13 protein-coding genes are annotated in these 16,081 nt (G+C 46.8%); 6 read left to right on the forward strand and 7 right to left on the reverse strand.

What is annotated here, in order from left to right; translation table 11 throughout:
- Positions 1-244: 244 nt before the first annotated feature.
- Both RDU59_07325 and RDU59_07330 read right to left on the reverse strand, forming a co-directional pair.
- On the reverse strand, positions 245-649 hold the full coding sequence (locus tag RDU59_07325; GenBank protein ID MDQ7838287.1) for a ribonuclease G: 405 nt from the start codon (positions 647-649) through the stop codon (positions 245-247).
- 369 nt (positions 650-1,018) lie between these two features.
- Positions 1,019-3,970: an AbfB domain-containing protein gene (locus RDU59_07330; protein MDQ7838288.1), complete on the reverse strand. Its 2,952-nt coding sequence runs from the start codon at positions 3,968-3,970 to the stop codon at positions 1,019-1,021.
- A gap of 555 nt (positions 3,971-4,525) precedes the next feature.
- Here RDU59_07330 and RDU59_07335 point away from each other — a divergent pair.
- On the forward strand, positions 4,526-4,663 hold the full coding sequence (locus RDU59_07335; GenBank protein MDQ7838289.1) for a hypothetical protein: 138 nt from the start codon (positions 4,526-4,528) through the stop codon (positions 4,661-4,663).
- A 242-nt stretch (positions 4,664-4,905) separates the two neighbouring features.
- Here RDU59_07335 and RDU59_07340 read toward each other — a convergent pair whose 3' ends face one another.
- The 3 genes from RDU59_07340 to RDU59_07350 all read right to left on the reverse strand — a co-directional run bounded on the left by RDU59_07340 (position 4,906) and on the right by RDU59_07350 (position 9,167).
- Positions 4,906-5,652 (reverse strand): class I SAM-dependent methyltransferase, encoded by a 747-nt coding sequence (locus tag RDU59_07340; protein MDQ7838290.1) that lies wholly within the window; start codon positions 5,650-5,652, stop codon positions 4,906-4,908.
- Between the two features lie 131 nt (positions 5,653-5,783).
- Positions 5,784-6,686, reverse strand: a complete 903-nt coding sequence (locus RDU59_07345; GenBank protein MDQ7838291.1) for a hypothetical protein — start codon at positions 6,684-6,686, stop codon at positions 5,784-5,786.
- Positions 6,687-6,779: 93 nt separating this feature from the next.
- A complete protein-coding gene (locus RDU59_07350) occupies positions 6,780-9,167 on the reverse strand; it encodes a DUF4062 domain-containing protein (GenBank protein MDQ7838292.1) in 2,388 nt (795 codons plus the stop codon).
- Between the two features lie 411 nt (positions 9,168-9,578).
- On the opposite strand from RDU59_07350, the gene RDU59_07355 reads away from it, so the two are divergent.
- From RDU59_07355 to RDU59_07370, 4 genes are all read left to right on the forward strand, one after another.
- Complete coding sequence (locus tag RDU59_07355) at positions 9,579-10,049, forward strand: hydrogenase maturation protease (GenBank protein ID MDQ7838293.1); 471 nt, start codon at positions 9,579-9,581, stop codon at positions 10,047-10,049.
- A gap of 17 nt (positions 10,050-10,066) precedes the next feature.
- Positions 10,067-10,645, forward strand: coding sequence for a 5-formyltetrahydrofolate cyclo-ligase (locus RDU59_07360; GenBank protein ID MDQ7838294.1), 579 nt, complete (start codon positions 10,067-10,069; stop codon positions 10,643-10,645).
- A 193-nt stretch (positions 10,646-10,838) separates the two neighbouring features.
- Positions 10,839-11,129 (forward strand): type II toxin-antitoxin system RelE/ParE family toxin, encoded by a 291-nt coding sequence (locus RDU59_07365; protein ID MDQ7838295.1) that lies wholly within the window; start codon positions 10,839-10,841, stop codon positions 11,127-11,129.
- A gap of 9 nt (positions 11,130-11,138) precedes the next feature.
- Positions 11,139-11,465: a putative addiction module antidote protein gene (locus RDU59_07370; GenBank protein ID MDQ7838296.1), complete on the forward strand. Its 327-nt coding sequence runs from the start codon at positions 11,139-11,141 to the stop codon at positions 11,463-11,465.
- 216 nt (positions 11,466-11,681) lie between these two features.
- Here the strand turns inward: RDU59_07370 and RDU59_07375 are convergent, their stop codons facing one another.
- Complete coding sequence (locus RDU59_07375; GenBank protein MDQ7838297.1) at positions 11,682-12,695, reverse strand: potassium channel protein; 1,014 nt, start codon at positions 12,693-12,695, stop codon at positions 11,682-11,684.
- A gap of 286 nt (positions 12,696-12,981) precedes the next feature.
- Positions 12,982-13,479 carry a chemotaxis protein CheW gene (locus tag RDU59_07380; GenBank protein MDQ7838298.1) on the reverse strand — a complete coding sequence of 166 codons (498 nt, stop codon included), beginning with the start codon at positions 13,477-13,479 and terminating at the stop codon, positions 12,982-12,984.
- 480 nt (positions 13,480-13,959) lie between these two features.
- Between RDU59_07380 and RDU59_07385 the strand changes: the two genes are divergently transcribed.
- On the forward strand, positions 13,960-16,074 hold the full coding sequence (locus RDU59_07385; GenBank protein MDQ7838299.1) for a hypothetical protein: 2,115 nt from the start codon (positions 13,960-13,962) through the stop codon (positions 16,072-16,074).
- Positions 16,075-16,081 lie beyond the last annotated feature (7 nt).

Raw genomic sequence — 16,081 nt, forward strand, 5'->3', positions numbered from 1 at the left:
GAAGGGTTGTCCATTGCTTTATAACTTTAAGGCATTTTTGCTCACTTACTCTTCAGTTCCTCGATCCATTCCGGCGGGGCGCCGGCGCGGTAGGCATCCTGGTAGCCCCCTACCTGTGGGAGGAATACCAGAAGGCCCTCAAGGCGGAAAAGACCATCCCCTGCCAGGTGGGAATATGCAAGCGGTGCGGGGTGTGCTGATACACAAAATGGCAAAGCGCATTAACCGTGAGGTTAAGACCTTATCACGCGGGCAATAGATTCTCTTGAGTTTTCTGGTTCGATTGGATCTTTTTTTCAAAAGGCAAACTTATGGTTTCTGAACTCTCGAACTGATATGTTGCAACAAAAATGAACAAAATAAGGGTACAAGAAAACATGACAAGCCCAGCAATTGACCATCGTCTTTGCACTTTCTTAAAATGTTCAATGCTTTCCCATTTCTTATTGTGCCATGCCCACTGATTTCCTTTCGCCCCACAGACAAATGGCATGAAAATGGTACAAAAAGGCACAAAGACAAGGAAAGGGAGATATGAATTATTTCCTATCCCCCAAATCCATGTGGATAGAAATGCTCCCCAATTCCATCCTTTGATTTCAGAAGGTATCTCGTTAACTAAATTTTTTCCGGGTGCATTATTATTCATGATTTTCTCCTTTTTCATCGAACGCGCCGCATAACCGGCTGGTAATGGAGCGCAGCGAATTTGCCAGTCCGGGTTAATGCGGTTGTTGGGCAATTTTTATGATTTTATGGATGTCCCTATTGCCCACTCGGCTCCAGACATCGGCCACCTGCCGGGATGCATCTTTAACGCGCCCATTTTCCTGCATTTTCACTGGGCCGCTGACAGCTCAGTGGTAAACTGCTTCGGAATATTGGATTCGAAGTGGTCGTGCCATGCCTCCTGTTACTCTCCTATGCAATTCAAGAAAATAGATTTGACCCCATATCCCCCCGCGCATTGCTTGGATACCCTTACGTTGGCGCCTGCGAGGCTACCCCGGTTATCTGCCTACCCCCATCCCGGCCTGCTGATTTTGAACGAGGAATCCTTCCTGAAGAGATCGTTTTCACCGCGTGCAAGGCACAGTTTGAAATTCTGGTGCCTGATATAAAAACCAGGGAAGTTGACAGATTCAAACGAGTAAAGAACACCCTCGTTCCAGACGGGAATCATTTTGAAGCTGGCGTCTTTTCTGAACAGGTCCGTATCGACATATGGACTCAGTCTGAAGATGAAATTTTCGTGGCGCAGATAATGGCCGGGGTAATTTACCGATTGAAGCGAGAAGTATCGTTCATACGGATGTGCGGGAGAGGTCAGCCCCGGAGCGATCCTGAATGTTGCATCGCGCCGTTCAGCGGCGGTCTGTATTTTTGCTATCTCACCCAGATAATTTTTATGGCGTATGAAATAACTAGGAAAGTTGAATGATTCTAGTACGATCTGGCCGGATGTTTCCCCCTCGATAAGGGTAAATGTCTCCCAGGGACCGATTGCGGTTCGGTTTGCAACAAGGGAACCGCCCCCGCCACCCTCCGCGCAGACATACTTTCCATTATTGGCGCGTAGCGCCACATTATTTTCTCCAACGCCAATGAGGGTGAATGTTGCAGAAGGGTCAATCTTGTTCAGGCCCGCATCCAGGAGACCATTATTTTTCACGCGGACATACCGGTTGATATAGGCGGCGCGGATTGCCACCTTGCCGGATTCCATGTGAATCAACTCCATATTTCTCCACGGGTCGGTCTTGCCGCACGTTGCCGTGATTTCATAACCGCCTGGATTGCCCAGATACTGACCATTCTGTGCGGCCAGCGCAATGATGCGGCATCCAGGAATATAATTTCCGGTTTTCCGGACGTTTTCAAAGCCGATGCTCTTCATGGTCAAGCTGGTCGGGATTTGACCACGAACCACAATCTCACGATATTGCGGCTCCCGATTCTTTATAGCCCCTGAGGTCATCAGCAACGGGCTGTTTTGCTTCAGCCACTCATATCTAGCGCCAAGCGAAAGAAGTTCGGCGGCATTGATTCCATCATCAATATTGACCGGTACAAAAATACTTTTGGAGTACTCATTCGTGAAAAAGCAAGTCGCCCCGTCTTTCTTCTGACCTACCCGAAGTTCATGCGCATTGTGTGTGTGACCGGAAAAGAAGAGAACCGGCTGGTTCGTTTGCTTCCCGATTTCGTGTGTGATGCTCTTTAACAAGGCGGTATGCCGGCCATCCGCGCAACTGAAGTTCAGGTAAGGGTCCCGAGCGCTGTGTTTGAAATACTCCGTATTATGGACGGGAAACCCCTTGGATTCTATAGCCTTGATAATCGCATTTTTCCCGCCAAGTTCCGGCTCTGCCTTGTTTTCTTCATAATCAGGTATGCTCAGCACTGATTGCAGGTGGCTGCAGAGACGACTCCAATTCTGCGTCAATACAGGCATGCGAGGTCTTAATTCATTTTTCCGCACGGATTCACGGTAGAGATCGAAAGCATCATATTCTCCCATATACCTTGGCAGACTGATCAATGGCGCGTGCGTGAAAATGAAGATCAGTTGTTCCTTTTGCGGGTTCATTGCCTGTGCTAACAAGTTCAGGTGTTCTTGAGTGATTCCACGGCTATGCGGACCTCCCTTAACAAAATCATGAAACCAGTCAGGGAAATCCTTCAGGTCCAACTCATCGTATACGAGGTCCTCCTGCTTTGGAAACTGATCATGCGCGGTATTCAGGCATAGGATGCTGGTGTTTCCCATCTGAAAAGTAAAATCCAGATCATAATTAACCGTGCAGAGATATTGCGAAAGAATCCATGATCGTGGTTTTATTAACCAGTATGAATAGTCTTGGTCCAGGGAAGCTTTCCACTCGTTCGTCCTGAACTCCTTGAAGGTTTTCCGCGAAGCGATGAGCTCATGCTTGCCGGCTTTGCGGGGGAAGGCCCAAAAGTCGTATTCATTTCCCTCCTTTTCCAGCAGACCGAATGAACCATATTCGTCGCGTTTATAGAGCTCTTTGTCGAAGAGAGAAAGCTTGCAGTTCCAATCGAGGAGCACTTCGTTCGAACGATAATCATGATTGCCCAGGATGGTGAAAAGCGGACATCTGAGGGCTTCACCCTTGTGATCCCGGCCGGTGATGATCTCATGAAATTGTTCCACGTTCGAATTCCATGCCGAGCCCGCCGCAGCTTTTCGCCGGTCCGGGGCGAAACCTTGCTGCCCGCAGACATAACGGCCATCCCAGTATCCGTCAAAATAGTAATCAACGATATCGCCCGTGAGAACAACAATCACACTCTCGTTTGCCAGTCGCTGATTGGCCTCTCTGATAAAAGCGCGCAGATTATCGTTGGGATTGATATACCGGTCTTTCAGTTCCTGGGATTCCGTAAGATTGCGGACCTCGCACAAGATCCCGGGGATCAGATCATTTCTTTTCGAGATATGCGTATCGGTGATATGGAGGATGGTAAACTTGTCCGACGTTTTCAACGTTTCGTGCACATACACCGCGTGATAATTCTTCCGGCCCTGCCAATTCACATGAAAAAGGTTGGGCCAGCCGAATGTGTCTTTGAGCTTCTTGGAGGAATCCTTATTAATTCCGACTTCCACTCGCGCTTCCCACCGGAACCCGTTTCGGTATTGCTGATGCTGGTTGGTTTGCGCATGGATAACCTTCCCATAATCATCTTTGTATGATGGATGCCGGAAATACCCATAAACCCGGTATACCGTCAACGGCATGGTAACCGTACCCCGGCTGATTATCGGGGGGTCATTTCTCAAGAGTGCCAGGATCTGAGGTATGGAAGGGTAGGACACTTCTTCTTCTTTCTCCTCTTTGCCCTCGTGCCAGTCTTTTATGTACGCGATGGTGATTTCAAAACGCTCCAGTTCTCCGGGCTCTAATATCAAGGGTTTCCCCAGGTTCGGACGTACGATACGGATCATGGCATCCTCCTCCTTTATGAAGCCCAACGAATAGTTCACCGGCCCACTCGGCGAAGCCGTAGTGGGTCGGGTGAAACGCGAGGTGTACGCCCGGCATGGGCGTGAACTTATGGGGTGAAAACCCCCTGTACGTGAACCCTGCCCACGTAGTGATACGTTAGCAGAAGTACTAGCCGAAGGCAAGGGCGGAATCGTGAGAGACCGTCTGAAGGGTTCGAAGCGCAGCGGAGACCACGAGCCAACGGCGAGAGCGACCGTAGGGAGCGGTAACCCGGAGCGCAAAGCTATGAGCCGACGAACAGACAAAATCGTCAGGATGAACGATTTTGAACAGCTTTGCTGGCCCGAAGGGCGAGCCACAGGACGTGGCGAGTAAACGGCATACAAGGCCAAGTCTCCGGGCAAGTCAGCACCACATGACGAAGCCCCGGGTTCGGGAGATATGGTAAATGCCGCGGTTGTGTAGCGAAAGTCCACGTCCTTATCCGGGGAGATCTGCTCAACGAGCGTCCTTGGTTTGCTACGGGAGCCGGACTGAGGCCCATTTCGAAAGGAATGGATAAGCCACCGTACCCTAAGGCAGCCCAGGAAGCGTCCCAAGGGGTAACCCATGGGGTGATTGAGCAGAAGTCAGCAGAGGCCATAGCAGGCGTGAACCGCCGAAGGGCCGAACATGAAGCAGGGAAGGAGTAGCAATGAGCTTTCATGACACGATGAATCCGACCGGAGGAGTGGACATGGGGCGCGTCATTGAAGTACCCGACCCGGATCAACACCAGACTCGTAGGTGAACATCTACTGTCCGGCTACGGCCCGATAGGCTTCATGAACCGCCTGGTGCGGACCCGCATGCCAGGTGGTGTGGGGGCTGGGGGCTAAAACCCCCTGGCTACCCGATTAGGCTTCTTCATTTTGTCTTTTCATCTGCCAACGCATCACCGCGTCATCAGCGCGAACACGCCCCAGCCCAGGTATTCACGCGTGTAAGCGGCGTAGCGCTCGGGTTCCGAGGTTAGTTTGGCTCGAACATCTTTCGCGAACTCGTCGTCGGGATTGGCTTCAAGCCATCGGCGCATGGTGAGCCACTTGGCCGCCTCGTATCTGTCCCAGCTGTCTTGGTCTGCCAAAACCATTTCCACGACGTCGTAGCCGAGGTGGCCGAAAGACGCGAGAAGTTCTGGAAGCAGGAGAAAGTCGGAGATTGAGCCGGCAAGACACCCCCTGGCAACATCTTCCGTCGGCGGTAACTGCCGCCAGTAGGGTTCGCCGATGAGGATGATCCCTCCGGGGCGGAGGCTCTGCGCCAGAAGCTCGATGGTGCCGACGACTCCCCCAGCGATCCACGTGGCACCGAGACAGGCTGCCACACCGGCCTTCTCGTCAGAGACGAAGCCGGCAGCATCGCCATGGATGAACTTGACTTGATCGGCGACACCGAGTTTTTCAGCGCGGAGTTTCGCTTGCTCGGTGAACAACTGGCTCATGTCGATGCCGGTGCCGATGACTCCGTAATCGCGTGCCCAGGTGCACAGCATCTCCCCCGAACCGCTGCCGAGGTCGAGCACTCGGGTTCCCGTTTCCAGACGCAGCGCCGCGCCGAGAGTGGCGAGCTTTTCGGGTGTGAACGGGTTATGGATGCGGTGAGCACTTTCGGTGATGTTGAAGATCCGTGGAATATCCAATGCAGAAAATCTCCTTACGGGTGTGAATAGATTCGGTCACTGCCTAACGCCGTGGCTAAGAGGCTGGCAAAGGAGCGCAGCGGATTTGCCAGTCCTACTTCAGCCGCTGGTTCGCCATCCTTAATGAATGTTTAGAAACTAAAGGTATTTCCCCCACAAAATTCTAATCCGCCAAGTTTTCCATTTCTTAGTTCGATACATTTTCCCCCATGACAAAAACGACAAGAGATAAAATCAAGTAAAGGAATTTTACCATCCTCACCAATATGATGCGCCACATGCCATCTTACTGCAGTACCGACAGGGTCATTTCTTCTGTATCCTATTGCCGCAATCTCAGGCATAAACTCCTGTATTTTTGAGAGTTCAATGTAAAACTGTTCTAAGTTCTCAATTGGGACTGGCTGACCCACAAAATCAGGCATAACAGGAGTATCTTTTTGGACATATTCCTCGATTTCGCTGGGTGACCTACGAGAATAATAAAATTCAAGACCAATACGACGTTCTTCTGACCAGATTTTTATTCGATTAGCAGAAGCGGAAATTGCAAGATCATGGATAGCGTCAGGAAAGGCGGAAAAGACATTTTCATGCATTGTAGCAAGAATTTCATTGTTTTCATTCTTAAGGACGAAGTTAACAGTTGTTAATCCAACGTCATCTTTTCTAATTTCTAATATTGACTCACTAGAGATAGAAATTCTGCACCAATCTGGAGCATAACAGCCGCCAAGGCGAATAATACAATTCTCGGGCATCCAGGGGAATTTCGTTTTTACGAATTCTATAGGGTTTGGAGTTTGTTTGAAGCTTCTTAGCTGAGCAGAAGAAAAAGCACCGGAATCTGCCATCGGGTGGCATTGTGTGCAAAGGGCAATCATGCCTTCAGGATTGTGGTGTTCTTTGACTGACCAGGGGGGGTCAAAATGGTGCCAACTTAAGAAAGGACTCCCGCAATTCGGCACAGGGCACCCATAGTTAACTTCTTGGCGTAAAATTCTCTTTACATTCAGAGGGGGATCACGATCCATAGCTTATTATTTCTCTTCAATTTTATTAAGGCGAACGACCATGCTCAGGGGCTCTGTCACGCATTCTAATGCATGGAATTGTTATAAGTTTTCTCAGTTTTCATTAATCATGCCAGATAGTTTTGATTTGTAAAAACTAAGATAGGAGCCTTTTGAGTAAAGACATCTATCAAACCATGTCACGACATTATAATAATATGATCCCTGAGAAATATAATCAGTTAGAAGACTCTCCAACTCCTCCGGATTAAATTGATTTGCGAGAATCGCTACTGCCTGCTCACGTCTTTGATCTGTCTTTGATTGAAGAAGACTTTTTGCAAAATCAATAATCTTACCTGACTCACACCTAGAAAGAATTTGGATGGCTATTTTTGCAATAAATGAATCATCATGATTGATTAACCTGTTTAATAAATCATCTTTCTTGTCAGATAAATTATATGCCGTTTCCACTGCTTTTCTTTGCATATTCCCGTAATTTTCAATTGCAGCTTCAATAAGTCTTTCTACATCCGATGAATCACCAAACCTGACCAGTAAATTTATAGCGCCTTTATCAGCCATATTATATTTTGTATTTCCAAGGTATTTTCTAGCGTATTTAATATCCTCATGTTGACCATTCACTGCCAACCCATCCATAGCAGCAGCTATAAACGTATCTCTAATATATTCAATTGCTTCAGGCTGATATATCCCTTCTATGTCTCCATATTTTTCTCTAAGATGTGCCCCAGAATCTTTTTTGAAAGATTCGAAAGCATCATCTAGATCAGATCTTATTCTGGATTCTATAAGGCTAAAGTGATCCTCAGCTAAAATTCTGTATACTTCTTCATCGTTAAGCTTGTAGAAATCAAGCTGATCCAAAAGCTGCTGAGGATCACGCTTTCTTAATAGAATAGGAATAAATTCTTCTGCCTTCACGTCCATAAATGCATATCCAAGCAACCCTTGTCTTTTTTCCTTTGGCTCTGGAAATAATTTCTTAATAAAACCCATATCAATATCTTCATCCAATTCAATTAGTTGTAATAATCCTTCTTTCCTTACTCCAGGATCGGTATCCTTTAGCAACTCATATGCTTTATCTCTTGTGAGTAATTTTGATTTACGGACATACTGCGCGGAGAATCGCCTTACAGAAGAGTCCGCTTTTTTCAATGCATCAAACAATAATGAACTATCGACAGCAAGACTCATATCATCAAGCGTTTTCTTCATTAAAGATGTTATTTTCGCGCCTGAATTAACTAAGTAAGAAAAGCTATCTTCAGGTTTATTCAAGAACATAATATCTACCTTTGCAGAAATAGCAGCCTGCTTAATATCGGAATCATCGGTATCAACGACTTTGTCTAATAGATCAAAATTGTCTTGATTTCCAGAAAGCCTGATAAGATCAATGGTTCTTAATATAACTTGTTTATCACTGTCATTCATTCCAGCTTCAAGCAGATCACGTCTTGCATTAAATCCTGTGTCCACAAGAAGAGATAGGGCGCCACGTCGAACATCAATATTCCTGTCATTGGTAGCTAACCATGTGATTACGAATTCAACCGCCTCATCATTCCTGTCTTTGATCCAATACCAACCGGGGCGGTTGTTAGAAGTATCACTAATAAATGATCTAACCAGAAACCATGCTTCAGAATTTGAAAGTTCCCATTCTTTTCTTCTCGTATACACAAGATTTATTTCATGATTACCAAAGACTTCCCCTAAATGGTCTGCAGAAAACCATGCACTTGATTGTAGATATAGTCGTATTCGATCAGACTCCTCTAATTCGGCTGGCTTGCCTTCACTAAGCTTCTCATTTACTTTATTAAAAAGACTTATCAATTCAGCTGGATATGATTCTATCTTTTCACTAGCTTTTGACTCTGTATCTGATATTGATTCTCTTGCTTGCCCTGCTAAATTTAATTCTTCTTGGCTCTCCTGTTCAGTTTCTTTTGTTGATAACTCGAGGATATATTGCAATAAATAATCATATATATCACGACCCCAAGTTTCTGTTTCATTAAATTCCTTAAACATAAATTGCTTGCTTTCTATTAGTTCTTTTTTGAAATTTATTACTTTTTTAAGTTGCTCACCAGGGTCTTTAGCGATATCTTTATCAACAGCTTTAAAAAACAACCATATTTCAGGAACTCCAGATTTTTCCCGACGTTCTCGTGCCCGAATGAATTCCTCTTCAAATCCTGAGCTGTATTTTCCTGTCTCCTGACCCCACCGGCGCCATAAGATACCTAGAAAAAGTTGGCATGAATCAACATCCTTGTTTATTAGTTCCTGTGGACGATAACCACCGGGAAGCGTATCCTCCCAACCGAGCAGTTCAATATGCCAGCCTACTTTACGCGAAAAAACCTTATTTACTCGTTCTACAGTATTACGAACTATTCGACGCTCGTCCTGTAAGTCATTTGGTGATGCAAGAAATATTGTTAAAACGTTTCTCTTCATAAAAGCTATTAATTCAACCTAAGAATATTATTTTTAAGCTTATAACGGGCCGGATGAGGAGCACCCCGTAGGGGTGTCTGTTCGATTCGGATTGATAGGCCGCGCTTCGCGCGGGCTGGCAATCCGTCCTCATCCAGCCCGATAGGGCGACGCGAAGCGTCGGCCTATCAATATTATTAACTGGTTTCTTGTTATCATACCACCAAATGATAAGCTTGAGAAACAATTTGACAATTTCCTGCGAATTGGACATAAGTTCAACTTGTTATCATCCCAAATGGGATGAATAACACATTCCTTATTATCGTCCTATGCGCGATATTCCGTCTGATATATTTAATACGCACTGCGTGCCGAGCAGGACGGTGAAAGAAGCTAAAAGCCCCCTGGATTTTTAATGTAAGGTGGATTATGCATGATCAGAAGATACTAATTGTCGGCATAGGTAATCTTCTCCTCCAGGACGAGGGGATAGGGGTGCATATCATCCAGGCCTTGCGCGACAGGGAGATGCCGGCCCATGTGGATTTGTTGGATATGGGTACAGCCACCATGAATTTAGCTTTTTATCTGGATGGGGTACAAAAGGTGATAATCGTTGATGCCCTTAAGGCCGGGCAGAAGCCGGGGACAATTTACCAGTGCCGTCCTGAAGACCTCGTCGCAGATAAAGAAGGCCCGGTTTCCCTGCATGACCTCGGTGTGGTAGAGTCCCTTTCCATGTCCAAAAAACTGGGTTATTCGCCGGAGGTGGTAATAATCGGCGTAGAGCCCAGGGCTATTGACTGGGGGATGGAGTTAACGGATGAGATTCAGAAACAGGTGCCGGCCATCATCGATATCATATTAAAGGAATGTCAGGGAAATGGAGGCCAAAGCTGACGGCTACACTTAAGAAAATGGAGACCAAGGCTGAATTAAGACGTCGCATCCTCAAGCTCCGCGACAGTCTCCCCCCTTTAGAGCGTAAGACCTGTTCAGAGGCCATTGCTGCGCGCCTTATGGCCCTGCCGGAATGGAACCGGGCCAGTGGCGTTTTTTTATATGTCTCCTTCCGGAGCGAGGCAGAGACGCAGTACATAATAGAGGCGGCGCTGGAGCAAGGTAAGGTGGTGGCCGTTCCGTACACGGATTATGAGCGGGGTGTCATAGTCCCTTCTGTTTTAAAAGACTTGAAATGCGATTTAGCCCCACGCCGTTTCGGCCTTCTGGAACCGAAGGATACCAGCCTCAGGCCATTATCCCCGGAGGATATAGACATTACTGTAGTGCCGGGTTGTGTTTTTGACAACCGGGGTGGACGCATCGGATATGGAATGGGCTTTTATGATCGTTTTTTACCGGGCCTGCCGGGCAGTTCCTTAAAAGTAGCCCTGGCCTATGAGATCCAGATAGCGCCTTCGATTCCCCTCGATAAACACGATGTTCTGATGGATATGATTGTTACTGAACGGCGCATTATTGCAGTGTCTTCATAGTTAATTTCCATCCGAAGGCCCCGGGAAACCGGATGGCCTATAACCCCACCCCCCTTTTTGCTTGACGCCACCCTCTTTTTTCCCTATGACTATGAAAAAGACAATCGACAGCTAAAATATAATGCTGTGCTTCATCCACAGCGCTACAAAAATGGCATTGACAATATGTAGCCGAGAGGCTACACTATGATTCATGATTGAAATCCGCAAGACTGAAATTTTCGCTAAATGGCTCGATGAGTTGCATGACATCCGGGCACGTGCTCGTATCCTTCTCCGGATCGAAAGATTGGCAGATGGAAACCCTGGAGATGTTAAGTCGGTTGGCGAAGGTGTTTCAGAATTGCGGATTGACTATGGACCCGGCTATCGGGTGTATTTCAAAAAGCAAGGACAGAAGGTGGTCATTTTGTTGGCCGGCGGCGACAAGCATACCCAGGCCAAGGACATCAAAACCGCCTTACGCCTAGCACGGAATTTATAGGAGTGTATCATGACTAAAACCATCACTACCCGATATGATGTCGCTGAACATCTTCGCACCCCAGAGGAAATGGCTGCTTATCTGGAAGCTTGCCTTGAGGAAGCACATGGCGACGCTGCCTTTATTGCTAAAGCCCTGGGAGATATTGCCCGGGCCAAGGGCATGTCACAAGTGGCACGTGATGCCGGTCTGTCCCGCGAAAGTCTTTACAAAGCACTCTCTGGGGAACGAAGTCCAGGTTTCGACACAATACTTAAAGTTATAGGCGCACTCGGCTTAAAACTACATGCAGAAGCGGTTCATGTAAATAGCTCAACGGCCCAACAAAGCGCTTAGGAAGGAAATTGGGGGCAGCCATGAAATAATGCAATTCTTTACGTGCTTGATTGAAAAGATCATAATTTCATAGCCGTCCTTCTGAATTGCCCTAAAGCCATCCGTGTCCGCAGGATGTTTCTACCATGCCTGCGGAAGACCGAGCTTTTAGCCTTCAGCTTTGAGCTTTGACATTCATTTGAACTTTGAACTTTGTCATTTGAACTTTTATACTCTCTACATCTCGGCCACTCCTACCATCTTCTCCAGTTTACCCAAGCTTTCCGGGGATCCCATAGCTATAAGCGTATCGCCTACCTGTATCCTGGCCTCCGGTGGGGGGTTATAAAGCATTTCACCTGAAGCCCTCTGGATAGCAATTATAATCAACCCTAACTCCTGCCTTATCCCGGATTCCCTAAGCGGCACATCTGTAATACGAGACGGGGCGCGCACCGGGATCTCCTCTATTTGCAGCTCTATCCCTCCCCGGTGTACGGCTAACTCGATGAAATCAGTCACGGCCGGCCGCAGGATCGCCTGGGCCATCTTACGCGCTCCGATATGGTATGGTGATATAACCCGGTTTGCTCCGGCCTGTAATAGATTTCGCTCAGCCTTTTCATCAACGACCCGGGCCATGATATAAAGACCCGGGTTCAGGCCGCGGGCGGTGAGTATGATATATACGTTATCAGCGTCGGAAGATACTGTGGCTACCAGGCCCTTGGCCTTTTGAATATTGGCCTTAAGTAATGTGTCTTCCCGTGTGGCATCGCCTTCGATAAATAGATGTCCCTGCTCTTCAATGGTTTTTATCAGGTCCGGACTGTTTTCGATAATCACAAGCGGCAAAGGTTTTTTAGCAATCTCCCGGGAGATAATCTGTCCAATGCGGCCATAACCGCATATAATGTAATGGTCCTTTAATGCGGCAAGCTGTTTTTCCAATTTTCTCCTCCCCAAAAGCCTTCTAAACTGGCCTTCTACCATGATCTGGGTTATGGTTCCGAACATGTAAAACACAAAACCAACGCCCATGATAAGCAGGCAGATTGTAAAGACCCGTCCTGAACCGCCCAGCGGCCGGACTTCCCCATATCCGACGGTGGTTAAAGTAATAACGGTCATGTAAAGGGCGTCTAAAAAGTCCCATTTCTCGATAAGCATATAGCCGCTCGTTCCGAAGGCTATAACGAAAATGAGAATGGTGATGCCGATGAGAATATTGCGTGATTGAGATGGTACCATAGCTGATGAACTCGTAAAAAGTCAAAGTTTGGACGCGATGTTTTTAAATTTATAGCATTTCCTTATAGTCAAGGCAAATGCTTTAACAAACCCGAGGCAAGCCGAAAAGATAGTATCCGTTCACCGTTATCAGGTTACCGTTGTCCCCAGGAACATGAAAAAATATTCCTCGGTAAAGGGTGAACGGTTACAAAAAATAAGGGCTGGTTTTTAGAAAAAAGGAGGCGGGACAGAAGTTATAACCTACTCTATCCCGCCGCCGTAAGGAGAGCCATATTTTGATTTCTTAAAGGGCCAGTTCGCTATTATCAAGAACTTGATCGATGTCCAGCAGTATCTTGACCTGCCCTTTGACCTTGGCCATGCCTAGGATATAGCTTGTATCCATTTCAGCCCCAAAATTAGGTGTGTTTTCTATCTCTTCCCGATTGATGTTTAAAACCTCGGAGACGGCATCCACCACTATCCCGACCAGGGCGGGGCGGCCTTTGACCTGAACATCCACCACAATAATGCAGGTCCGCTCCGTATAAGGGATAGATTCCATACCAAATTTTAAACGCAATTCCACTACAGGTATCACCTTGCCCCGCAGATTGATTACACCTTTAACATAAGACGGTACATTGGGTACGGAAGTTATATCCATCATGCCGATAATTTCTTTCACTTTTAAAATTTCCAGGCCATATTCTTCCTTACCTAACACAAAAGTTAAATATTTCCCTTCCCTGGCCGCTAATTCCTGAAAGCCGGCCTCGGCTTGTGTTACTGCTTCCCCCATGGCGATTACTCCTTTTTGCTTAGGTTTTCTCCTGAAAATTAACGTGTAAAAATTACTTACCTATTATTAACGGCATGTTTTATAAAAACATTAACGATTAGGTGGTGATAATTAGTTTTCATCCGAAAATTGTCGTTTTCGGATTCAAGCTTTCAGCCATCGGCGATCAGCCCTCAGCTAAAAACCAAGATAAACAAGATGTTAAGCTGAATGCTGATAGCTGACCGCTGACTGCTTCATCCGGAAATCTTGGGTCTCCGGATGAACACTAATTAGAATTTTCATAACATTTTTCTGGATTCCTTTTTTAGTCTTTTATGCTATAAGGTGACAAAGAAACACCACATCAACCCACAGAGTAAACCTAGTTAAACCGTTCAAGCCGTTTAAACAGTTTAAGCAGTTTGAACGGGTTAAGCTGCTTGAACTGTTGTTAGTGGTTAGCTTTTGACAATGCTCACGTAAGCGTGGGGGTAATCTATGGATAGAGAACTTATTATAGCAAAACACATAAAAGAATTTCAGTCCGGCCAGCCGGTTGATCCCATAAAATTACTTGGCCCGCTGGATAAGGCAGGGGATGAGATAAAAGATTCTTTAATTACCGCAGTGAAAAAAACTACGGCCATCAAACATGATCTTGGGATTACTGCGGCAAAGACGTTATCTGCAGCTTATGCAGGGTTGACCCCGGAAAAAATAGACCTCTATGCGCAGGTTATTATCCGTTTTGCGGGTAAAAGTTATCGCCTGGCAGCCACAGTCGCTCAGCACCTTCCTGCTTATCTGAATAAATTAACCCCGGAAATGATCTCTGAATATGAAAATATTATCGAACAAACCTGTGCACAAAATTGCCAGGTAGCCGTTACCTTTGCCGGAAATTTGCTTGAATGGATAGACAAGGTAAATAAACCGGCCAGGGCCAATTACTTAAAAACAATTAGTAATATCAGCATGTTAAGCTATCGGGTAGGTCTTGCTGCGGCCGAGAGTCTGCCGTCATTTATCTCTGGTATCAGTAAGGATACGATGGAGACCTATGTAGCCGTAGTGAGTCGGGGCGCAGAAAATGATTATAAGGTCGGCATGATAATGGCAGAGAAATTGCTCCCGCTGCTTAAGGATATGGATGAGGCTATTATCAAAAAATACGGGGAAGTCGCCGGCAACATAGCGGCCAGAGACAGGGAATCCGGCGTTATTATGGCCGATAAGCTATTGCACTATCTGACGGAGATCCCCGCCTCCCTGAGGCGTCGTTACCTGGATACAGTGGGCATGATCGCGGTGCGAAATGGCCGGGTAGGGGTATTTTGCGCGGATAAGATCTTACAATTATTAGAAAAGGTTGATGAGAAGGCCCTTTCCCTTTACGCTAATATTGTAACGCTGTGTGCAGAACAGGATGAGAAGGTCGGTATGGCGGCCGGAGAGAGAATCCCATATTTACTCAGGGATGTAGAATCCAGGTTCCATGTAAATTATCTGGAAGTAGTGCACCGCCTGGCCAAACTCCATGGGCGTGTCGCCCTTAGCGCGGCCAAGATATTCTCCGAGCTTATAGACAAAGAAAATGGGGCCTTAATCGTCCAGTATGAAAGGATATTGGCTCATCTGGCCGGCGGCGATCATAAAATCGCCATGATGGCCGCTGAAAAGATAGCTGCCTTAATGGAAAAATTGGACGGCAGGCAAAGGGACACATATCTAAAAAGCCTCTGGGGCATAGTGGAAAAAGACTTCCGCCTGGGTACTATCGCTGCGGAAAAGGTCTTTGAACTCATAAAAGAAGACCGTACAGAGGACCTGACCAGGTATGAAGGCATATTGCAGCGTATGGCGCGAAAGGATCACGATGTCGCACTGGTGGTGGCAGAGGTTCTTCCCGACCTCTTGCGGAAGTCACCGGATCCGGTCCTGAACCATTATGAGGCGATTATAACCTATATAGCTGAACGAGATCATACGGCTGCGAAAGAGAGCGCACGATTCATAGCGGAGGGTATAACCGAGATGAATGACCAAGAGGCGCTGACCTATACCGAGAGTCTGCGCCGCATAGTGGAAGGAGATTATGAGGCGGGCATCATTTCCGCACGGGAACTGCCGCTTATTATTAAAGGCAACAGACCTGATTTCCTGTCCGCCTATAATGACATCGTCTATCAGGCCACAGTGAAAGATTATGAATCCGGTAAGATATTGGCGGCAAAGTTGTCCGGCCTTTTTCAGAAGCCCGAATTTTCTGAAGCCTTCCTGGAGGCGGTAAATAAGACTTCCCGGCAGAGCCCGCGTCTGGCAGTGCTATTGGTAGAAAATCTGCCCGAACTTATGGCTAAGATAGATGCCAAGACATTCGGGCAGATTGTGGAAACAACAAGCCGGATGATGGCCGTAAACGATGAAGTGGCCATGTTAGCCGGACAAAAGGTATTTGAACTCCTCCATACGTATGAAGCATCATCAGTGATTTCTTTTGCCAGTATGGCCCTGGAGATACTCAACCGCTATGGGCCGGAGGCGGCTATTTCTTTTCTCCGCATGCAGACGGGGACGAGCCGGTCATTCTTTTCTCTCGTATCTCCGGTTTAAAAACTTT

It is taken from the genome of Thermodesulfobacteriota bacterium, assembly GCA_031082315.1.
Lineage (GTDB): Bacteria > Desulfobacterota > QYQD01 > QYQD01 > QYQD01 > QYQD01.